The sequence below is a fragment of the Psychrobacter cibarius genome, from assembly GCF_016107535.1.
Classification (GTDB): Bacteria; Pseudomonadota; Gammaproteobacteria; order Pseudomonadales; family Moraxellaceae; genus Psychrobacter; species Psychrobacter cibarius.
Genome location: NZ_JABASQ010000014.1, coordinates 20,406 through 42,419, shown reverse-complemented (window position 1 = coordinate 42,419; position 22,014 = coordinate 20,406). Strand labels below are relative to the sequence as shown.

19 protein-coding genes and 2 tRNA genes are annotated in these 22,014 nt (G+C 43.3%); 10 read left to right on the top strand and 11 right to left on the bottom strand.

The genetic code is table 11. From position 1 onward, the window contains the following. Nucleotides 1-3 precede the first annotated feature (3 nt). The 9 genes from truB to tpiA form a co-directional block, all read right to left on the bottom strand. On the bottom strand, nucleotides 4-1,083 hold the full coding sequence (truB, locus tag JFC08_RS09245; protein ID WP_198330485.1) for a tRNA pseudouridine(55) synthase TruB: 1,080 nt from the start codon (nucleotides 1,081-1,083) through the stop codon (nucleotides 4-6). A gap of 16 nt (nucleotides 1,084-1,099) precedes the next feature. Then, on the bottom strand, nucleotides 1,100-1,504 hold the full coding sequence (locus tag JFC08_RS09240) for a ribosome-binding factor A (protein ID WP_045443024.1): 405 nt from the start codon (nucleotides 1,502-1,504) through the stop codon (nucleotides 1,100-1,102). Between the two features lie 203 nt (nucleotides 1,505-1,707). Next, complete coding sequence (gene infB, locus JFC08_RS09235; protein WP_198330484.1) at nucleotides 1,708-4,434, bottom strand: translation initiation factor IF-2; 2,727 nt, start codon at nucleotides 4,432-4,434, stop codon at nucleotides 1,708-1,710. A 151-nt stretch (nucleotides 4,435-4,585) separates the two neighbouring features. Beyond that, on the bottom strand, nucleotides 4,586-6,070 hold the full coding sequence (gene nusA, locus JFC08_RS09230) for a transcription termination factor NusA (protein WP_055123697.1): 1,485 nt from the start codon (nucleotides 6,068-6,070) through the stop codon (nucleotides 4,586-4,588). 158 nt (nucleotides 6,071-6,228) lie between these two features. After that, entirely contained in the window at nucleotides 6,229-6,729 is a 501-nt protein-coding gene (gene rimP / locus JFC08_RS09225) for a ribosome maturation factor RimP (protein ID WP_045454872.1), read from the bottom strand. Nucleotides 6,730-7,175: 446 nt separating this feature from the next. Beyond that, nucleotides 7,176-7,252: transfer RNA gene (locus tag JFC08_RS09220), tRNA-Met, on the bottom strand. Nucleotides 7,253-7,377: 125 nt separating this feature from the next. Further along, a tRNA-Leu gene (locus tag JFC08_RS09215) sits at nucleotides 7,378-7,461 on the bottom strand. Between the two features lie 186 nt (nucleotides 7,462-7,647). Further along, nucleotides 7,648-7,956, bottom strand: a complete 309-nt coding sequence (secG, locus tag JFC08_RS09210; protein ID WP_025652589.1) for a preprotein translocase subunit SecG — start codon at nucleotides 7,954-7,956, stop codon at nucleotides 7,648-7,650. A 214-nt stretch (nucleotides 7,957-8,170) separates the two neighbouring features. Continuing rightward, the gene (tpiA, locus tag JFC08_RS09205; protein WP_087814885.1) at nucleotides 8,171-8,983 is read right to left on the bottom strand and encodes a triose-phosphate isomerase; all 813 of its coding nucleotides are present in this window, start codon (nucleotides 8,981-8,983) and stop codon (nucleotides 8,171-8,173) included. Nucleotides 8,984-9,611: 628 nt separating this feature from the next. Here tpiA and pilB point away from each other — a divergent pair. From pilB to coaE, 4 genes are all read left to right on the top strand, one after another. Continuing rightward, nucleotides 9,612-11,321, top strand: coding sequence for a type IV-A pilus assembly ATPase PilB (gene pilB / locus JFC08_RS09200; protein WP_198330483.1), 1,710 nt, complete (start codon nucleotides 9,612-9,614; stop codon nucleotides 11,319-11,321). Between the two features lie 393 nt (nucleotides 11,322-11,714). Further along, complete coding sequence (locus tag JFC08_RS09195) at nucleotides 11,715-12,938, top strand: type II secretion system F family protein (RefSeq protein ID WP_045443014.1); 1,224 nt, start codon at nucleotides 11,715-11,717, stop codon at nucleotides 12,936-12,938. A gap of 25 nt (nucleotides 12,939-12,963) precedes the next feature. Further along, a complete protein-coding gene (locus JFC08_RS09190; protein ID WP_198330482.1) occupies nucleotides 12,964-13,866 on the top strand; it encodes a prepilin peptidase in 903 nt (300 codons plus the stop codon). A gap of 124 nt (nucleotides 13,867-13,990) precedes the next feature. Beyond that, nucleotides 13,991-14,677, top strand: a complete 687-nt coding sequence (gene coaE, locus JFC08_RS09185) for a dephospho-CoA kinase (RefSeq protein ID WP_198330481.1) — start codon at nucleotides 13,991-13,993, stop codon at nucleotides 14,675-14,677. On the opposite strand, the gene rlmB is transcribed toward coaE, so the two are convergent. After that, on the bottom strand, nucleotides 14,640-15,410 hold the full coding sequence (gene rlmB / locus JFC08_RS09180; RefSeq protein WP_198330480.1) for a 23S rRNA (guanosine(2251)-2'-O)-methyltransferase RlmB: 771 nt from the start codon (nucleotides 15,408-15,410) through the stop codon (nucleotides 14,640-14,642). The two genes, coaE and rlmB, sit on opposite strands and share 38 nt — an antisense overlap. A 212-nt stretch (nucleotides 15,411-15,622) precedes the next feature. Continuing rightward, nucleotides 15,623-15,958 carry a pyrimidine/purine nucleoside phosphorylase gene (gene ppnP, locus JFC08_RS09175; protein ID WP_198330479.1) on the bottom strand — a complete coding sequence of 112 codons (336 nt, stop codon included), beginning with the start codon at nucleotides 15,956-15,958 and terminating at the stop codon, nucleotides 15,623-15,625. Nucleotides 15,959-16,691: 733 nt separating this feature from the next. On the opposite strand from ppnP, the gene recN reads away from it, so the two are divergent. The 6 genes from recN (at nucleotide 16,692) to JFC08_RS09145 (ending at nucleotide 22,000) form a co-directional block, all read left to right on the top strand. After that, a complete protein-coding gene (gene recN / locus JFC08_RS09170) occupies nucleotides 16,692-18,371 on the top strand; it encodes a DNA repair protein RecN (RefSeq protein WP_198330478.1) in 1,680 nt (559 codons plus the stop codon). Nucleotides 18,372-18,518: 147 nt separating this feature from the next. Further along, nucleotides 18,519-19,082 (top strand): YqgE/AlgH family protein, encoded by a 564-nt coding sequence (locus JFC08_RS09165; protein WP_045443003.1) that lies wholly within the window; start codon nucleotides 18,519-18,521, stop codon nucleotides 19,080-19,082. Nucleotides 19,083-19,190: 108 nt separating this feature from the next. Continuing rightward, nucleotides 19,191-19,718 (top strand): Holliday junction resolvase RuvX, encoded by a 528-nt coding sequence (ruvX, locus tag JFC08_RS09160; protein ID WP_198330502.1) that lies wholly within the window; start codon nucleotides 19,191-19,193, stop codon nucleotides 19,716-19,718. A gap of 92 nt (nucleotides 19,719-19,810) precedes the next feature. Continuing rightward, nucleotides 19,811-20,290, top strand: coding sequence for a hypothetical protein (locus tag JFC08_RS09155; protein WP_198330477.1), 480 nt, complete (start codon nucleotides 19,811-19,813; stop codon nucleotides 20,288-20,290). 60 nt (nucleotides 20,291-20,350) lie between these two features. Further along, nucleotides 20,351-20,677 carry a sulfurtransferase TusA gene (tusA, locus tag JFC08_RS09150; RefSeq protein ID WP_198330476.1) on the top strand — a complete coding sequence of 109 codons (327 nt, stop codon included), beginning with the start codon at nucleotides 20,351-20,353 and terminating at the stop codon, nucleotides 20,675-20,677. A gap of 120 nt (nucleotides 20,678-20,797) precedes the next feature. After that, nucleotides 20,798-22,000, top strand: coding sequence for a methyltransferase (locus JFC08_RS09145; protein ID WP_198330475.1), 1,203 nt, complete (start codon nucleotides 20,798-20,800; stop codon nucleotides 21,998-22,000). The last annotated feature ends 14 nt before the right edge of the window (nucleotides 22,001-22,014 follow it).

The following is a 22,014-nucleotide window of genomic DNA, read 5'->3' as shown; positions in this document are numbered from 1 at the left end:
ACATTAACGCTGGATCAATTTTTTAGGCTGCAATCTACCGTTGAGACTTACGGCACCCAATCCAAGAAACTGACCTTGCTGATTTATCAAACGAATATCAGCTGGAATCTCATGGATCAGGGGTTGTTGGTCATCTTCACTACTAACCATATCACTATCTAGTTGAATATCGTTGTTTTCTGACACAGACGACTGATGGCTGATACTAGTTGAAATATAGTCGCGCAGACTGTCTGTCAGTTGCTCAAATACATTCAAACGTTGACCCATGTGTATACGCTCACACTGCTCAACCGTCAATACCATCTCAGCTTCAATATTAATGCAAGCATCTACCGGCATCAATTGCTCTTGCCTGTTATCAAACGCTAATGCTTCCAAGTCTGACAAAGTAATCGCATCATTGATTTTAAAATCACCAACCTGCGTACGGCGTAATGCAGTCAAATGCCCTAATGTACCCATCGCTTTGGCGATGTCTTCACCGAGTACACGCACATAAGTACCTTTAGTACAGGTCACTGTCAATTGAATTTGCTCATGATCAAGCGCTTTTAAATCAATGGCCTTGATTACAATATTTCTAGGCGCTCGTTCTACCTCGATTCCCGCACGAGCATACTCATAGAGTTTTTTGCCATCTTTTTTTAGTGCAGAATACATCGGTGGTATCTGCTGCTGAGCACCTAAAAACTGCTGGGCAACTTTGCCTAACAGTGCATTATCAAACGCTAGAATGGGTGCTTGTGCAACGATTTGACCATCGGCATCACCCGTATCAGTCTGACTGCCAAGTAAAATAGTTGCTTGATAGGATTTGTCCGCATCTAGCTGATAATGACTAAATTTCGTCGCTTCACCCATACAAATCGGCAATAGACCGGTTGCCATTGGGTCAAGTGTCCCTGTGTGCCCCGCTTTTTTACTGTCATGATTTGGCGACTTAAAAAGATACTTCACCTTTGAAACCACTTGCTGTGAAGTCATGCCTTTGGGTTTGTCGACTAAAATAACACCCGAGACTTTAATCTTGTTAGGGTGATTACTAGACTTTTTATCCGCTTGCGTAGATGCGATAGACATAACGACTTTTACCCTTCTACTCTTCGTTTTCTTGCTCGTCAGACTCATTTTCTTCAGTCTTAATAACTGCTTTACTGATTAAATCCATCATGTAATTACCACGAGCAGTCACTTCGTCATAATGAAAACGCAAGCGTGGTGTGGTACGTGTTTTGAGACTGTGGCTCAATTCAGTACGCAAAAAGCCCGCCGCTTTATTAAGTACTTTGATACTCTCTTCATGATTGGTCTTATTCATGGAATCATTAAGCTCAGGCTCCATGATGGTGACATAGACATCAGCATATCCTAAGTCAGGACTAACCTTGACACTGGAAATAGTGACAAAACCAGTCAAACGAGGGTCATTGACTGCATCACGGATGAGAACAGCAAGCTCACGTTGAATTTGGTCGGCTAAGCGTTGTAGACGTTGGTTCATATTGTTACCTTACTTTAATATGGCTTATTTTCACTGATTGATATATTGGCTTATTAACAAATTTTAGGACTAATAGTTGGTAAAAAAGGCCTAGCAGGATGTACCTGTTAGGCCTAAGTACAGCTAGATATTAAGAAGATACTAATCTGCTCAGCTGATTAAGCATATTGCATGATTAGATATCCTGCTATCGAACTGTAACGTTAGATAGTACGTGCAAACTCTTGGATTTCAAAGACTTCGATCTTATCGCCAGCTTCGACATCATAGCCACGAACAGCCATACCGCATTCCATGCCAGTACGTACTTCATTAACGTCTTCTTTATAGCGACGCAATGATTGCAATTGACCGGTAAAGATAACTTGGTCATCACGCAATACGCGGATCGGTTTGTTGCGATAAATTGTACCTTCAACCACCATACAACCAGCAGCAGCACCGAACTTACTAGAACGGAATACTTCACGAACGTCTGCAACACCAAGGATTTTCTCACGATGTTCTGGCGCAAGCATACCACTCATAGCTGCTTTCACATCATCAATCAAACCATAGATAACGCTGTAATAACGGATATCCATGTTGGCGGCATCCGCTTTGCGACGTGCGGTCGCATCAGCACGAACGTTGAAACCTAACAATACCGCTTCGCTAGATTCTGCAAGTGTCACATCAGATTCAGAGATAGGACCGACGCCTGAGCTGATTACTCTGACTTTAACTTCATCAGTTGATAGCTCATTCAATGCAGAAAGCAGTGCTTCAAGCGAACCACGAACATCCGTTTTCAATACGATATTCAAGAATGACACATCACCTTGTTCCATCTGATCAAACATGCTTTCTAAACGCATGGCATTCTGACGTTCAAGTTGACGCTCACGCTCACGGTTACTTCTAAACTCTGCCACTTCGCGAGCTTTTTTCTCGTCGGTTAAGACTAAGAACTCGCTGCCAGCTGCTGGCGTTTCAGGTAGGCCTAAAATTTCCACAGGGATAGAAGGACCCGCTGATTGAATACGCTTACCATGTTCATCAGTCATCGCACGAACTTTACCATAATGCTCGCCAGCCAAGACCAAGTCACCTTGCTTCAATGTGCCTTTTTTAACCAAGACACTAACAACCGGACCGCGCCCTTTTTCAAGTCTTGATTCAATGACCACACCTTGAGCAGCGCCATCTAACGGTGCTTCTAGCTCCATTAGTTCAGCTTGTAGGCTAATAAGTTCTAGCAGCTCATCAATACCATCGCCGGTTTTGGCTGAGATGCGAGCCATTGGGGTATCGCCGCCCCACTCTTCTGAAACGACTTCTTTAGCAGTCAATTCATTAAGGACGCGATCTGGATCAGCGCTTGGCTTATCCATTTTATTAATTGCAACGATAATTGGCGTACCAGCAGCACGAGCATGATCAATAGCTTCTGCTGTTTGCGGCATCATACCATCATCAGCGGCAACAACTAACACAACAATATCAGTCGCCTGTGCACCGCGTGAACGCATAGCACTAAAGGCCGCGTGACCTGGAGTATCAAGGAAGGTAATCACACCACGATCGGTTTTAACGTGATAAGCACCGATATGCTGAGTAATACCACCCGCTTCACCAGTTGCCACTTTTGTTTCACGAATTTTATCAAGTAATGATGTCTTACCGTGATCGACGTGACCCATGATCGTGACTACTGGCGGACGAGTTTGAACGTTACTGCTACGCTCATCAACGGCGTCTTGTAGATCGTCTTCAACCTTAGTATCACTGACCAGTACTGGATTGTGACCCATCTCTTCGACGAGTAAACTTGCTGTCGCTTGATCAATCGTATCTGACTCACGAGCCATCTCACCCATTTTCATAAGCAATTTGGTGACTTCGCGCGCTTTAACTGCCATACGTTGAGCAAGATCTGCAACTGTAATTTGTTCACTAATCTCAACATCGTAAACAATTTTTTCAACAGGTTTTTCGAACTTATGCTGTGATGCTTGCGTTGAACGCAAACCGTTTTTACGGTTTTTGATTTCACGCTCATCTTGATTCTTACGACGACCACGGCCACGAGCACTAGTACTACTGGTGCCACGCTTGATTTCACGACGTTCTTTTTCAAACGATTCTTCTAAGGCATCACCAACCAAACCTTCTGCTAGTGGCTCATCTTTACGAACTTCAGATGCAGGCTGATCTGTATATTTTCCAGCCATTTTACGCATTTGTTCAAGCGTACGTTTCTGTGCTTCTTCAGCTTGAGCGCGGCGTGTTTCTGTTTCGATTTCACGTAAACGAGCTTCTTCTTTCTCACGCATTTCGCGCGCTTTACGCTCAACCGCCGTTTCAACTTTCGGTTTCGTCGCTGCAATTTTTTTCTTCGGTTGGTCTTTAGGTTTTACTTCGACAGTGGTTTTGCCACCTTTTTTCACAACCACTGAGGTTGAGATATCGTCGTTTTTATCATCTGACTTTTTGCTAGAGCCTAAGCTTGCACGCATTGCCGCCAAGGTTGCAGCTTGACGTTCTTCAGATTTCTTCTTGGTAGCAGCACGCTCTTCAGCATCTTTAGCAGCACGTTCTTGCGACTCAATCATCGCTTGCTCACGCGCAGCCAACTCTTCAGCCATTTTTTCTGGATCAGGCTTTTCAAATACTTTCTTTTTACGCACTTCCACATTGACGCTCTTAGATTTACCTGAAGAGCCGGTCACGCGCGCAGTGCTAGTTGTCTTAGATTTAAGACTAATACGACGCTTTTCTTGCTGACCATGACTTTGCTTTAAATACGTCACCAACTTCTCTTGCTCAAGCTCAGTGACTAGGTCACCCTCTGCACGAGCAGGCAGTCCAGCATCTACCAATTGCTGTTGTACAGCACTTGCGGTTTTGCCTACCATATCTGCCAGTTCTTTGACGGTCTTATCTGCCATTTATTATCACCTACTGTCTATTATTTGCTATATGTTCAATTCAGTTGTTGGCTACAAATGATTGGGGTAAGGCTGGTATTGGTACTGCGTTCATACCAGCACTTTATTATCGATAGCATATCACTAAAAGACAGCGATATGCAGTTACCGCTTATTCATTGAACCAAGATTCCCGAGCTTTCATGATGAGTTTTCCTGCGGTTTCAGAGTCTAAACCTTCGATATCTTCGAGATCGAAGACTGCTTGTTCTGCCAAATCATCAACGGTAATAATGTCTTTTTGTGCCATTTTATAGGCCCAATTGACTGTCATACCTTCAAGCTCTTGTAGCTCTTGACTTGGCTCTTTCATGTTCTGTTGTTTGACCAGCTCATCAGCGATGACGACTTCTTTTGCACGCTCTTGAATCATCTCAATCGCTTCATCATCTAGACCTTCAATATCATAAAAGGTTTCAACTGGTACGTAAGCCACTTCTTCAATACTGGTAAAACCAATATCGACAAGTGCTTGCGCTAAGTCTTTATCTACTTCTAAACGTTCATAGAATAATTCGATAAAGGCTTTAGATTCGTTTTGTTGACGCTGCTGATATTCTTCTTCTAGCATCATATTAAGCTTATAACCCGTTAGCTCAGACGCTAAACGTACGTTTTGACCTTGTGAACCGATCGCACGCGCCAACTGATCATTGGTGCTAAAGATAATATCAGCCGTTTGCGTATCTTCATCCAAGATGATGCTACTGACGTCAGCTGGCTCTAAAGCACTGATAATGAACTGTGCTGGATCGTCTGACCACACCACCACATCAATGCGTTCGCCATCAAGCTCCTGCTGTACGGCTTGGATACGTGTACCACGCATACCAATACAAGCGCCAACTGGATCGATACGATGATCGTTGGTTTTCACAGCTATTTTAGCACGAGTACCCGGCAAGCGCGCGACGTTGCGGATTTCAATAATTTGTTCGGCAATCTCAGGCACTTCTTTTTGCATCAATGCTGAAAGCATTTCAGGATGAGTACGAGACAGTAACAACTGAGCGCCGCGGTTTTCACGGTTGACATGATACAAAATGGCATTGATACGTGATTTTGCACGTAATTGCTCACGCGGCAGCATCTGATCACGTGACAAATAGCCTTCGGCATTGTCACCTAGATCAATGATATAGCCATCACGGGTCTGCTTCTTGACTTCGCCATACATCATCTCGCCAACACGTGGCTCAAAAGCATCTGCTACTAAATTACGCTCAGCTTCACGAATCTTTTGGATGATGACTTGTTTGGCTTGCGTCGCAGCAATACGACCAAACTCAATCGATTCAATCTGTTCTTCTTTGACATCGCCGATTGACCATTCTTCTGGATCAAGATCGCTGATGGCTAGCTGACAAGCAGGCATTTCATGGTCTTCATCTGCAACCACTGTCCAGTAACGATAAGTATCATAATCGCCCGTTGTACGGTCGATAGCAACCCGTACTGCCACTTCTGGCTGTTCGGTGTATACTTTTTTCTTAGTCGATACCACCAAAGCGTCTTCTATCGCTTCAAAGATATCTTCAGGATTTAAGCCCTTTTCATTACTGACAGTTTCTACTACCGTTAAGATTTCACGACTCATGCTATACCTGTCCTATCATTTTTAATTGACTTAAATTTTATAATTTATGTATTGCTATTATATTTTCACCGTAAGCTATATAAGCTGTTTGGATATTAAAATGCTGATGGATGATTTGTTACTTCAAGTTTTCAAATCAAACCAAGCTGTACAAAAGCTTAGGCATCTTCATAAATCAAATTGGCTTTATCAATATTACTCAGCGCAATCTCAAACTGCTGACCATCGCTTGATGTCAGATTTAAGACATTTGCATCAATACTATCTAAAGTACCTGTCGCTTTGCGGCGTTTTTGATCACCTTCACCAATCGCTTGTATTAAACGCAAGCTGACGGTTTGACCAACATAGGCATGCATCTGCTCATCTGAAAAGAATGCACGGTCGAAACCTGGTGAAGAGACTTCTAAGATAAACTCACCAGCAATCGGATCATGAACCTCAAGAATACCGCTCACTTGATGGTTCACTGCTGCACAGTTTTCAATGGTTACTTGTTTATTTTGGGCCTGCTCTTCTGGCAATGCCTCAATATAAATGCGTAATAAAGAGCGATTACCTTGCGGTGCAAACTCGATACCCCATAATGCCACATCGCAAGCCGCGACGGCAGGAGCAATAATATTGGTCAGTTCTGTAACTTTGGTTGAAAGCTTCATAATCTATTTATCTTTTCCTATTCACGTATCTATCGTACTTAGTAAACCGCGTAATTGTCGCTCACTCATGGAATTTATTTATTAGTAAGAGACACAGTCATTATATTATCTTAAATCACAAACATATTATTTTATATGATATGCGCTTATATAGGGATGAGCACAAAAAACATCAAGCTCAGCCAGACAATGCTTTTATTATTCACAAAGCAGTACTATCGATAAAGGAGTGAGGAATAAAGGATAGTGTGCTTAAGAAGCAGCGCGCCGATAGCGGCAGGTGACAACCAATAACGAATAATATCGCACTCTATAGAACTAGAGCTTAGCATAAGTAGGATAGATACCGCGATACCACTGACCGTCAGATACAAAAAAACCCACAAACATAATGGTGGGCTAATCGTTACTGACAAATTTAGTGTACAAAACATCAGTATAAAAAGTGGTAGCGGGGGCTGGATTTGAACCAACGACCTTCGGGTTATGAGCCCGACGAGCTACCAGACTGCTCCACCCCGCATCAATCTATGGTGCGTATTATATGGGGGTTTTATATAAGTGTCAATCTTTATTTTAAATAAATTAAACTAAATTTCTTACCTATATTACTAACGCCGTACTTAATACGTTACAACTTTAAAAACTTGGTGCGATTGGGGGGACTTGAACCCCCACAGCTTGCGCCACCACCCCCTCAAGATGGCGTGTCTACCATTCCACCACAATCGCATTTTTCACTGCTCTACTATTACCATCTAATCTATCATAATAGATGCTTAAGGTAGGCATCGATAGAATCAGACTGCTAAAACAGAAAAGCATTGTAAATCTAACGCCTTAAAATAGCAAGAGCTGCCTCAATTAAAAGGCAATGACTAAAGACAGCTAGTAAAGGCAAGTGTCTTTAAAGTACAGTTATTGAGGATTCTGTGTCAATGGACGCGGCGTTTGTGGTGCTGACACAGGTGCATCTAAACGGAACTGATCTTCAGCCTGTTTGCGCGCATGAACGGCTAGCGTCATACTGGTGATAAAAAATATCACTGTTAATACTGCTGTCGCACGCGTTAAAAAGTTCGCTGTTCCTGCCGCACCAAAGACCGTACCTGACGAGCCAGCGCCAAAAGAAGCTCCAGCGTCTGCCCCTTTACCATGCTGTATCAAAATCAAGCCGATCATGGCAATCGCCACGATAATATGCAGGGCTAATATAAACGTAAACATGGTGGCCTCTTTTGCCGCGTAATGACGACTGATAACGGAAAATAAATCTTACGGTTAATAGGAATAGCAATTGACGGGTAATGCTGCCAAATCGATTATATAAATAAGGCGCATTGTACACGATTGCAAGGGCACTGTTAAACCTACTTTTGCCAACTGATAAAGACATTTTATAATCGAGACCGCCATGAAATGCACGTTTTATCTTTATTGACTAGTCTTTAGCTCGACTAAAGGCATTGGCAATTGCCAAAAAACTCTCTACCTTTAATGATGCGCCGCCAACCAATGCCCCATCAATCATAGGATCTGCAGCGAAGCTATCGGCATTGTCCGCATTGACACTACCACCATATAGCACACTCATTATCTTTAGTGATTCTGCAAAGCCTGTGATGGTTTGCTTAATATGCTGATGCGTTTGACTGACTTCGCTCACGGTTGGGACTTTGCCAGTACCAATCGCCCACACTGGCTCATAAGCAATGATCAGTCGATTAGATAGTGATGACATGAGATCTGGTTGGATAGTAATCACTTCTTTTATTACTGATAACTGAGTGTCAATTACGTCAAGGGTTTGCTTATCATCATATTGAGCCTGAGTTTCGCCAATACAAAATACCACGCCCAAACCTTGGGTGAGTGCGTGAGTCACTTTCTGCAATAACGTATCGTGAGACTCGCTATGATACTGGCGACGCTCAGAATGACCCAGTATCGTCCAAGTTGCCCCAGCGTCTGCTATTTGCTGTGCTGAGCAATCACCCGTATAAGCGCCAACACTGGCACTATGCGCACTGACGTCTTGCGCTGCACTCAATATCGAACTACCAGCTAAACGCGCACTGACAGCTGCCAGATGAATACAGCTTGGTGCCACCATCAACTGACAGCGACTACTTGACCGTTCTGTGTCGGCTTGCTCTTTAGCATCAATCGTAGTCAACAAATTATTCAACAATAAATCGACGTCGTGACTCGTTGCTGGATTTTGTTTCCAATTACCAATTACCCAAGCTTGCATACTCATCTACCTTGTTTCATCTATTCTTGCCAATTTGGCTAATATGCGCGCCAGTATAACAAATAATTCTCAAGTGCTATAGTATGCTGCCGCCAGCAGAAAAACAGACAGTCAATGCAAATATTGACTAGGGCGTGTCCTCACTCTAAAAAATAATGATAAAAATGAGATAAATTACTGTCAAACAAGGAAAGTAGCGCAGATATTGATAGGCTATTTAACGATGTTTGGCAAAATTCAGCCATTTTCAGCTTATTTAGAGGATAGTCTATTAAATTGAGGATATGCCCTAGACATTGTCTCAAGCTATGATTTTTTGGGTCAAACACTCAATCGTCCATATAAAATCTTTAAACTCAAGTAATGTTTTATAGTATTGTGTCTATATATAACAGAACATTATCAATAATCTAATGACCAAGCTACTGATAACCTACACTATTAAAACGCTTTCTCTGCTAAATCTCTTATAAGAGCATCTCTGCATTGACTGTTACTAATAAATAGCCCAAAGGCTAACAATGACTTACAGCAGGTATTTGTTAAAAATTATAATAGTAAGTGGCTCTCAGAAGTATATGGATTTTAGACAAATATATAGCATATTGGGTATTAAGGAGAAGTCGTAATGTCTATCACCACGAGCAAATATGGTGGTTTAGCGCACCAGCTAATCAGCGAAGGTATCGTCAGCGAAGCGAATATGAAAATCGCGCAGACCGAATCGCAACAGCAACAAGTAGGACTAGTGTCCTACCTAGTCGACAATAAATTGGCAGATGCTTATCATCTTGCGCAGATGTTGTCACAAGCTTTTGGTGATCCTCTTTTCGACCTTGATGCCTTACATATTGATGTCATTCCAAAAGACTTAGTAGATGAAAAAATCGTTCGTAAATTTAATGCGTTGCCACTATTCAAACGAGGACAGCGTTTATTCGTCGCATTGAGTGATCCAACTCGTGTGGATGCAATTGACGCTATTGCTTTTAATTCACGGCTGTCTATTGAAACTATTGTCGTCGAAGAAGATAAGTTAAAAAAGCGTATTGAAAGTCTTTACGCTGATGCTATGCAAAATTTTGATAGCTTCTCTGATAGCGATTTAAATGTTGGCTTTGATGAAGGTGAAGAAGAGGAAGGCGAGACCAAGCTTAGTGATGGTGTCGAGGAAGCACCCGTTGTAAAATTTGTCAATAAAATGCTGGTTGATGCCATTCGTATGGGTGCCTCTGACTTGCACTTTGAGCCCTATGAAAAAACCTATCGCGTTCGCTTTCGTGTCGATGGGGTGATGCAAAAAATGGCCAATCCACCTGTACAACTGGCTGGGAAAATTGCGGCCCGTTTAAAAGTCATGTCGCAGATGGATATTTCAGAGCGCCGTGTGCCACAAGATGGACGTATCAAGCTCAAGATATCTAAAGATAAAGCCATCGACTTTCGAGTAAGCTGTCTACCTACCCTATTTGGCGAAAAACTTGTACTTCGTATTTTGGATCCCTCTTCAGCAATGTTGGGTATTGAAGCGCTCGGCTATGAACCTGATCAGAAAGATATGTTTTTAGAGGCACTGCATAAACCGCAAGGTATGTTGCTTATCACGGGACCAACTGGTTCTGGTAAGACCGTGTCGCTTTATACTGGTATTAATATTTTAAATACTGGCGCGACCAACATATCCACTGCTGAAGATCCAGTGGAGATTAACTTGGAGGGGATCAATCAAGTCAACGTCAATCCAAAAGTGGGTCTAACTTTCGCAAATGCCCTCAAATCTTTTTTACGCCAAGATCCTGATATTGTCATGGTTGGTGAGATTCGTGACCTTGAAACTGCTGAAATTGCAATTAAAGCAGCGCAAACAGGGCACATGGTGCTCTCAACCCTACATACCAACTCAGCACCTGAAACACTGACGCGGCTGCGTAACATGGGTGTGGCCTCCTTTAATATCGCGACTTCAGTGAACTTGGTCATTGCCCAGCGCCTAGCACGACGTTTGTGTAAAAACTGCAAAAAACCTATTAACATCCCTAAGCAAAGTCTGCTTGAGCTCGGCTTTACAGACGCTGATTTGGACAATCCAGACAACATCATTCACGAGCCAGTAGGCTGTAATGAATGCCGTGAAGGTTATAAAGGACGAGTCGGTATCTATGAAGTCATGAAAGTCAGCCCTGATATCTCACGCATCATCATGGAAGACGGTAACGCGATAGATATCAAAGACGCTGCACTTAAAAATGGCTTCCGAGACCTGCGTCGCTCTGGGATTTTAAAAGTTTTACAAGGCGTAACCAGTATTCAAGAAATGATGCGCGTCACTTCTGAGTAAACATACTGGCTATGCGTATGTTGCATACGCACAAAAATACAGACACTGCTGATCACTAAAGAGGAACGTTTGAAGTGACTAAACCAACTACTTTTTAATGTTGAATTGTCGAAAAAACAGCTTTTAGTAATGCACTGATAAAAGGGTGTTTGGAAATTTAAAACTGTCCTTATATGAGTAATGCCATTATTTATATGAGGACTGAGATGATGGGCGTTAATTGTACGGACTTTTATAAATCAGCAATAATCTCTACCAGATATACTTAAATATAAAACAGAGTTATACTGGTTTTTTACGTTAAAATAAAGTATGCCTTTTTTATGTAATGAGTCAGGCATCGTTGTACATCTTTGCAATATCTATATTAGACAATACTTTGAGGGTAGTAACATGGCAAAAGCGAAGACCGACATGCTGTTAGACTTTGTCTATGATGGGGTGAATCGACGCGGACAAAAAGTAAAAGGGGAGACCACCAGCCGTAGCTTAGAGTTGGCAAAAGCGACTTTACGCAAACAAGGTATCAGTGTCAAAGGTATTAAGAAAAAACCGAAGCCGCTTTACACTTTCAAGAAATCCATCAAACCTATTGATATTGCTATTTTTTCTCGGCAAATGGCGACCATGATGAAAGCGGGCGTACCATTGACCCAATCCTTTGAGATTGTTGCTGACTCACTTGATAATCCCAGTATGAAAGATCTGGTATTACAAATAAAATCGGACATTGAAGCGGGTGGGACTTTTGCTTCAGCATTACGCAAGCACCCACGTTATTTTGACGATCTGTTTTGTTCACTCATCGATTCTGGTGAGCAGTCAGGTGCACTGGAAACCATGCTTGAACGCGTTGCTACCTATAAAGAAAAAAGTGAATTACTTAAAGCCAAAATTAAGAAAGCAATGAAGTACCCTATCGCGGTTATCGTCGTTGCTATTATTGTGACTATCATCCTGCTAATTAAAGTAGTACCTGTATTTTCTGGTTTATTTGAATCTTTTGGTGCAGAGCTGCCTGCTTTTACCCAAATGGTTGTCAATATGTCTGAGTGGATGCAAGCATGGTGGTTTATTTTAATTATTATTATTGGCGGTACTATCATTGGCTTTTCAGAGACGAAAAAACGCTCTAAGAAATTCCGTGACTTCTTAGACCGTGCGGTTTTAAAAGCACCAATATTTGGCAATATTGCCTATCAAGCGATTATCGCACGTTTCGCTCGTACACTATCGACGACCTTTGCTGCGGGCGTGCCACTTATTGATGCCCTCGACTCTACAGCTGGTGCCACTAATAATGTTGTATTTTATAATGCCACTCAGCAAATCAAAAATGATGTTTCTACTGGTCAACAATTACAGTTTTCAATACGCTCGACCAACCTTTTCCCAAGCTTAGCCATTCAAATGGTTGGCATTGGTGAAGAATCCGGTAGTTTGGAAGAGATGTTAGACAAAGTTGCCGTCTACTATGAAAATGAAGTAGATAACGCTGTTGATGGGTTGACCAGCTTGATGGAACCTTTGATTATGGCAGTCTTAGGCGTATTGATCGGTGGCCTGGTGATTGCCATGTATTTACCGATTTTCCAGATGGGCGCAGTAGTAGGCTAAAAGCTAACTAAAGGACAGCTTGTTCATGCAATTTATAGAGTTATTACAAGATAATATGCCTATCGCTTTAGGCATATTCGGCCTATTAGGTCTTTGTGTTGGCAGTTTTTTAAATGTGGTGATCCACCGTATTCCGCTGATGATGGTTTATAGCTGGCGACAAGAGTGCAGCCAGTTTATGTCAGAACAAGCAGACATGCCTCGCGAACACACTCTGCCCCTAACAAATATCGTAGCAGCTGACCAGCCGATTACTTTGAGTCGACCAGCCTCACGCTGCCCTCATTGCGCCCACAAAATAAAGTGGTACGAAAACATACCATTAATTAGCTGGTTAATACTACGTGGCCGTTGCTCAGAATGTGAAGCTGCGATTGGACTACGTTATCCACTGGTTGAGCTAGCAACAGCCCTACTATCAATGTTAGTAATTTATCAGTTTGGCGTAACTGCAGCTGGCTTGTCAGCCCTGATTTTGGTATGGACGCTGGTTGCATTAACTGGTATTGATTTTGATACCCAATTACTGCCTGATCGCTTGACCTTTCCATTAGCGGGTTTAGGATTAGCAGTGAATTCACAAGGCTGGTTTGTCTCACCTACCCAGTCAATTTGGGGCTTATTGCTAGGATTTTTGTCATTGTGGATAGTGGTTAAGATATTTTATCTAATCACTAAAAAGCATGGTATGGGGCAGGGAGATTTCAAATTATTGGCAGTATTAGGTGCTTGGCTTGGGCCCATGATGTTGCCATTGATTATTTTATTGTCTTCTCTATTAGGCTCAATTGTTGGGATTATTTTGATGAAGAAACAGGGTGAAAGCAAGCCGTTTGCCTTTGGTCCTTATATCGCTATCGCTGGTATTGTTGCTTTATTATATGGCTCAGATATCGTCAACTGGTATCTCGGCATGTATACTTACTAAATTGTTCTAGAAAGTATTTCGGTCGCTCCTTTTTAAACAGACACCAAATCTTAAAATAGGCACCAAAATACTTTCTTAGCTTATAACCATCACTGTCATTATATCGAGCAGATAAGTCATTATTATGTCAAAACAAGCATCTTCACCTTATTCTCATAAGCCCCAGACCCCGCAAAAGAAAAGTAAAACCTTAGTAGTTGGCTTAACGGGTGGTATCGGTAGTGGTAAGTCCGCTGCGAGTGCTTGGTTCGCTGAGCAAGGCATTGATATTATCGATGCGGATGTGATTGCCCATGAAATCGTCGCTAAAGGTAGCACCACTCTGCACAAAATCCAGAAAAAATTTGGTGATTGGGTGTTGAATAGTGATGGATCAATGGATCGAGTGGCAGTAAGAACGCACGTCTTTTCACATCCTGAGGCATTGATTGAGTTAGAAGCAATCACCCACCCAGCGATACGCGAAGCAGCAAAAGCACAGTTGGCTACCAGTACTTCGCCTTACGTGATATTGTCAGCGCCTCTACTTATTGAAGCAGCAGAAGCAGGGCTTGCCAATTTATGCCAACGTATCTTAGTAATGGATGCCACCGAGGATACGCAGATTGCGCGTGCCAGTCAGCGCGACGAACAAAGTATACAAAAAATCAAGGCCATCATGGTGAATCAGCTGAGCCGCGAAGAGCGTAATCGTCATGCAGATGATGTGGTGCTCAACGAAAGTGATCTTGCGGCTCTGTATGTGCAACTAGCGCCATTACACCAAGACTATCTTAAGCTTGCCCAACAGCTAAAGTACGCTGTCGATTGACTTCATACAGCGCCATACCAGTGGCAACACTCACATTTAGACTTTGAAGGTTGCCATGCTCATTTCCTGACATCGGAATATACACCAGCTCATCACAGCTCTCCATAGTCAGGCGACGCATCCCCTCACCTTCTGAACCCATGATAATGGCTGTTTTGCCAGTCAGATCAGCAGCATGAATAGGTTTGGCATCCGCATTAAGAGCCGTACCAAACACAAATACCCCGGCATTTTTGATTTGCGTGAGCGTACGTGCCAAATTCGTAACACTAATAATCGGCATCATCTCTGCTGCACCGACCGATACTTTAGCCACTGTTGGTGTCAGACTTGCCGCATGATGTTTCGGACAAACCACGGCATCCACACCCATCGCCACGGCGGTACGCAAGCAAGCACCAAAGTTATGCGCATCCGTAATTTGATCCAAGACCAGTAATAAGCATTGGTCACGCCCAGCAAGGGTAGCAAGCAAGCCTTCATCAGCAAAGCCTAGAGGACGCGCATTTAGCACCACGCCTTGGTGCTGCGGGCTGCCACACAATTGCGTGAGTTTGTCTTTTTGCGTGGGTTGGATACTGATACCATTGTCACGTGCTTGCGCCATGATCGCTTGTACATGGCTATCAGTCTCACGACCTTGCTGCACAAACAAGCTTAGCCCATCTAAAGGACGATATTCGAGTAAGGCATCAATCGCATGAATGCCATAAAAATAGGTAGGTTTTGCCATAATAGGCCTATTGATTATAAAGTGGGTATCGCGCTATATGATAAAAACTAGGCGATAAAAAGAGATGACAGTAATTGTATCAATAAATGGATATCTGCATATAAATAATATCAGTAGAAAAAGAAAAACCTTACCAATCCGATAAGGTTTTTCTTTTTTTGAGTAAAAGGCTCTTTGCTGTCATCAATCACTTAATAACAGCTTTAGCAAACTTACCCTTCTAAGTGGCAAATATATTGAACAATTTCTTCTGTTCGCAAATTAAAACCACTATTGCCTTCAACCACGAATGATTGACCAGCGCGGTAATAGCTGAATTCTTCGTCACCATTAATTTTAACCTCACATTCACCGCCCGTGATTTCGATACGCTCGGAGGTATTGGTGCTAAAATGATAATGCTCAACCAAATTATCACAAGGCAAGATAACGCCCAATGTTTTATGTCGACCATCTTCGAACATAATAGTGTGGCTTGAACAACGACCATCATAAGATATCGTCGCTTGAGCATTGACTGTTACATTAGTAAATTGCGCCGCTGTCATAGTGGCTTCCTTATCAAATAATCATTACGAAACTAAAAAATAAGTAATTGGTTAGAGTACCGCCAGAGTTGCGTCGTTAACCGACACTTCTGTACTACGTACTGTATCCTTCTATACTAGATATCTGTGCGCTAGAGCTAGCCACAGGTTCTATGAAAATACTTTAGAATAATGACCGAGTGGCATACTCTTCCAACTATACGCCTATCATTTTACAAAATTATGACTCGTTATCGTGTATTACACTGCACTAATCTAATCAGAAGAGTTTATCATTATGTGAGATTATGCTACCACATTATATCTATAAAGTTTGTTAAAGCGACTAGGAAAATGCTGTTTGATGCGAATCTTAAACTTACTTACTCATCTTTTTTTGAGTCAGCACCTTATCACTATAATGGGGCTTTTTTTATACATTTGATCCGCAACCATTCTTAGTCTAACGCCATCATTTTGACAGGCTTAGTCATCTTAATGATTGATATTGTGAATATTATGATGATGACTCATAGCCAGTTTTCGACAGTTTTATGGTAATCTTCCAATAATAAAATCTATTATACATCGCTTGAAAGTTTGTATTTAAGCGCGTTTAACACCATACTATTTGCCTATAATATTTATCTCATTAACACGGTTAAATGAATAATTTCATTCCCTTATCTACCCTATTTTATATATGGCTTCTTGAGATGTATATGAAGTCTATTGTCTGTCATGAGAGGCATTGATGCTAGTATCATTAACTTTACATCAGTTTGCGTTGATCGCTCAGCATGAGCTGAGTGTGGCTGAAGGCTTCAATGTCATCACGGGTGAGACCGGTGCTGGCAAATCGCTCTTACTCGATGCGCTGTCTTTATGTGTCGGCGAGCGCGCAGACAGTGCGATGGTCAGACACGGGGCGGCGCAAGCCGATATTTATGCGCAGTTTGACGTAGAAAACAATACCGTAATTGCTGATTGGTTTGCCAAAAATGATAGAGCACTAGAAGAACCTGAAGTCCTCATTCGTCGTCAGCTCAGCAATACCGGACGCTCAAAAGCGTGGTTAAATGGCACGCCTGTCAGCTTGGCAGAGCTCAAAAGCTTAGGTGCATTGTTAGTTAATATCCATAGTCAGCACGCTCAGCAAGCGCTCCTCAAGCCGCAGTTTGTGGTGCAATGGTTGGACGAGATGGCGCAAATTACGTCTCTAGCTTTACAAACTGCCAGTAGCTATCAAACCTATCAGCAGCTCAAACGCCGTGCTGACGACATTGCGAGCCGTGAGGCACAGCGCCAAGACCGTATGCAACTATTGCAAAGCCAACTTGCTGATATTGCGCCGTTATTGGCGGTTGATTATGCAGAAGTTGAAGCGGAGCACGAAGAGCTGTCTAATATCGAAGCTTTGATGATCGAGGCCAGTCATGGCTTACATCTTCTTGATAATGACACGGATGAGCCAGACGTCATGACCTTGCTTGGGCAAGCGATCAAGCTTTGTGATAACCAAATGAGTGTCAGCCAAACTTTTGAGCAAGCCTCCGAACAGCTGCATTTAGCACAGCAACAAATTACTGAGGTAACAGGCTTACTGTCAGATTATGCTGAGCAACAATTGCCTGATCCTGAGCGTTTGCAGACATTAGACAGTCTTATCAGCTTAGGACATCGCTTATCACGTAAACATAGCTTGCCAACGAGCGACTTAATCGATGAAGCAAAGGGGTGGGAAGCGCAATTAGAGCAGCTAGAAAACGAGCCAAGCAGTGATGCGATGGCGGCACAAATTGAACAGGCTTGGCAAGACTATCTTGCATTCGCCACTCAGTTAAATAAAGAGCGCTCGAAAGCCGCGCCGATCGTCAGCAAACAATTAATGCAGCAGCTACAACCGCTCGCGCTACCCAACGCCCGCTGCGAGTTTGTCTTTACCAAAAAAGCCGATGCTAGCCAATATAGTGCGCAAGGTTGCTATGATATTGATTTATTATTTAGCGCCAATGTCGGTATGCCGATGCAGCCGCTACATAAGATTGCCTCAGGCGGTGAGCTGTCACGAATGGCACTGGTGATGCAAGTACTGCAAGCAACCAATGCCGATAATAATGCCGCAAAACCCATGCTAGTATTCGATGAAGTCGACGTGGGTATCAGTGGCGGCACGGCGCAAGTGGTCGGTGAGCTACTGCGCGCGCTTGGGCAGACGCAGCAGCTACTGGCCATTACTCACCAAGCACAAGTCGCGGCGCAAGCGCATCAGCATATCTTGGTACAAAAACATCATGACGAGCAGACCGAAAGCGAGCTATTGATATTAACCGATAGCGCGCAAGTCGACGAGCTGGCACGCATGTCTGGCGGTGTGATCATCACTGACGTCACCCGCGACCATGCACGTAGTTTATTGACCGATGTGAAATAAAGGCTTGGTCATTCATCAACCAGTTGTGCAGCGCTGTGTTTCATCACTGCTAAATATTTGCTTTGGTTGATTTTCACCTCAGTATCGCCATATAGTGGTGTGTCATTTCTGTTATTTTACCTTCAATATTAGGGTGCGTTTGTCTCTATGTCTAAAGCCAATTTGACCCATCATTTTTTAATCGCGGCACCAGAACTGTCAGACCCACGGTTTGAGCAGGCGCTGATCTATATTTGCCGCCATGATAAACATGGCGCACTTGGTCTGATGGTCAATCGTCCATTAGAGCAGGCACGCGTGGGCAAACTGCTAGAAGATTTAGACATTGAAGTGACGGATGCGCAAGTGATGGAAGATGTGGCATTAGAGGGTGGCCCGATGTATCCAGAGGTTGGCTTTGTGCTGCATACGGGTCAACCAGAATGGGCATCGTCTTTTGCAATCTCAGAAAACGTCTGTATTACCACCAGTCAAGATATCCTTAAACGTATCGCCGCAGGTCAAGGCGTTGGGCATTATCAGTTGTGCTTGGGTCATGCCAGCTGGGGTAAAAAACAGCTCGATCAAGAACTTAATAATGGCGATTGGCTGGTCTGTCCTGCTGATCTGAATTTATTGTTTGATACACCATTCGAAGAACGCTGGCAAATTGCCGCGGATAAGATTGGCGTTAACTTTGATTACCTTAGCAGTGATATTGGTCATGCTTAACGATTGACTATGGTTACTAAAGTATCCTTTTAAATTAAAGCTGCATTTAAATTAAAGCCGTTAAGCTAAATGAATCACGCCCAATAGAAATAGGAAGTATGCATAATGATGGTAGAGTCTGATACGAGCATTAAAATCGAAACTGCTGACACTACTGTGGCGGAACCCGCTATTAAGCCTCATCTTATTTTGGCGCTCGATTACGGGGTAAAAAAGATGGGTATGGCGCTAGGTAACACCATTACCGAGACTGCGCGTGCCTTTGATATTTTAGCGATGAATAATGGTCAGCCTGATTGGGATAACCTGCTCGGTATTATCAAAGTCTGGGGCGTAGCAAAAGTGGTGGTTGGGTTGCCACTTAATATGGATGGCAGCAGCTCAATGCTGTCTAAGCGTGCGCACAAATTTGCCCGTCGTCTGGCGCATCGAGTCATGGAACAGCATCTACCAGTGGTCGTGAGCCTGTGTGATGAGCGTCTAACCTCAGTGGCAGCGCGTGAGATCGCGTGGGAGAATGGTTGGATTAAGCATGAACGCGACCCAATTGATGATATCTCTGCCTGCATTCTGATGTCGACTTATTTCGCTGACCCCAGTAGCAGTATCGCCATCGACGCTATCAAGGCCGATTAAGTCAGCGATAAACCTGCTGTTAAAACACTCTTAATTAAAACACCGCCAATTCTGACATATCGTCACTCTACACGGATAAATACCTGATTATTATGACCACTGTCTCAGACCACTCCCTGCAAAACAAATCGCAACATGGTTTTGCGCCGCTTGCCATCGCCCGTATCAAAGGCGCTCAGCGAGCGAATCAAATAGCGATTTATCTCATTTATGCCGCTATTCTCGCCTTTATGGTCTTTGGCACCATTGCTAGTATCAAAGCCTTTCATGACAATCAACTGCTTTATCAACTTTTCTATAACTTGCCTTATGCCTTGGTTGCGCTTACGATTCCTATTACTATTTATGATGCGCTGGTGATTTATCGTTATCGATTAAACCAAGCGTCGATGATTGCCATGAGCATTGGCGTATCGACCATCATATTGGTTGGTGGCTTATTATTCGCTGATACCGCCTGGTTAGGATTGTCCTGTTGGCTAGGTGTGGCGTTTTTATTTAAAGTGAGCTTTAAGCGCTTTTTTAATTTTCTAGAAGCAGAAAAAAACACTGAAACCGCTGAAGAAGCATAAAGCATACTTATAAATGACACAAAAAACTTTCACCTTATATTATCGATTTAAATGACTATTATGAGCACTTCTACCATACAAACGACGATCAATCATCATTTAGACACTCAAGGGCTGATTTGCCCTGAGCCAGTCATGATGCTGCATCGAACCATCCGTAACGCTGATGCTGGTGAGGTGATTGAAATACTCGCCACCGACCCAGCCACCACTCGTGACATTCCTAATTTTTGTCGTCATTTGGGACATGAGCTTGTGCAGCAAGAAACGCTTGCTGAAAATGTAAATCTAAACGTCGATCCCGATGAAATAATGGTCACTGGCGATGAGGATGCACCAATCAGCGCCACGCTTTATCGTTATTTGGTTAAGAAAAAAAGCGCTTAAATGCACTCAAGTGACCGCAGCAAAGCATTGATCACAGCAGAACATTGACAGCGCAATAAACAATATAAAGATATCTTTGTATTCCGAGCAAAGTATCATTCACAGAAGGTAGGCTATTACGTGTTACAAACAGAAAAGCAGTATGTACAATGGCAAGAAAACGAAACTCTACGTAATGCCCTTTGGTTGTCTGAAAGCAATCATATGCCACCTGCGAGCATTGTATTGGTCGATGATACAACGACCGCTGATGACGCTTACCGCTTGGCGTGCGAAGGCAGCTCACTGCTATGGCGCGGCGACTTTCATAATGCACGCCAGTTGCTACAAGCGCTCGGTCGTCGCATAGATCGTACCAATGAGCGCTCTGAGCTGCGTAAAGCAAAAAAAGCGGCTAAGTCTATAACAGAATCTGATTCAGTCAGCTCTAAAGAAATACCTAATTTATTTCATCAACAGCGCCAACTGCAAGCGCAGCGTTCGCGCATATTAAGCCGTTTGCTATTAGAGCTTGATGCCAACTATGTCAGCCAACTACGCCGCGCGCCCGATGTCAGTGCAGCCTGTACAGCAGCTTTTGGCCCTTTAGATAAGGCGATGGATGAGTCTTGCGTGCTGTCGTTTCGTGACTTGCAAGGCGCACTTGGTGCGGCAGGATGGCGCGAAAAAGGCGTCCCAATAGACAGCTTAGGGTTATCAATTTTCCCGCATTATGGTGTGTTTGCACCAACCCGTCATGAATATGTACAGCTATTGCTCGATGCACCGCTACCAGCAAGCCATGATGTCGCCTATGACATCGGTACCGGCACGGGATTGCTGGCTATTATCTTAGCGCAGCGCGGTGTTCCGCAAGTGATAGCAACGGATTTAAATCCACGTGCTTTGGCCTGTGCCAACGAGAATTTTACACGATTAGAGTTACCTGCCGTACAATTGCAGCAAGCGGATTTGTATCCGACTGATGCACCACTCGCCAATCTGATTGTATGTAATCCGCCTTGGTTACCTGCTAAGCCAAGCTCGTCTCTTGAGTACGCCGTTTATGATGCCAAGAGCACGATGCTTCGTGGGGTATTGCAAGGTGCCAAACAGCACTTAGCTGAGCAAGGAGAGCTTTGGTTGATAATGTCAGACTTAGCTGAGCACCTGCAACTGCGCACCCGTGATGAGTTATTAGGCTTGTTTGCTGATGCTGGATTGGCGGTAAAATATCGTCTGGACACCCAACCTAAACATGGTCGCAGCCAAGATGGTACAGACCCTCTACATGTCGCTCGCAGTGCTGAAGTCACTTCATTATGGTGTCTAACGCTTATCTAACATTCACCCATCGA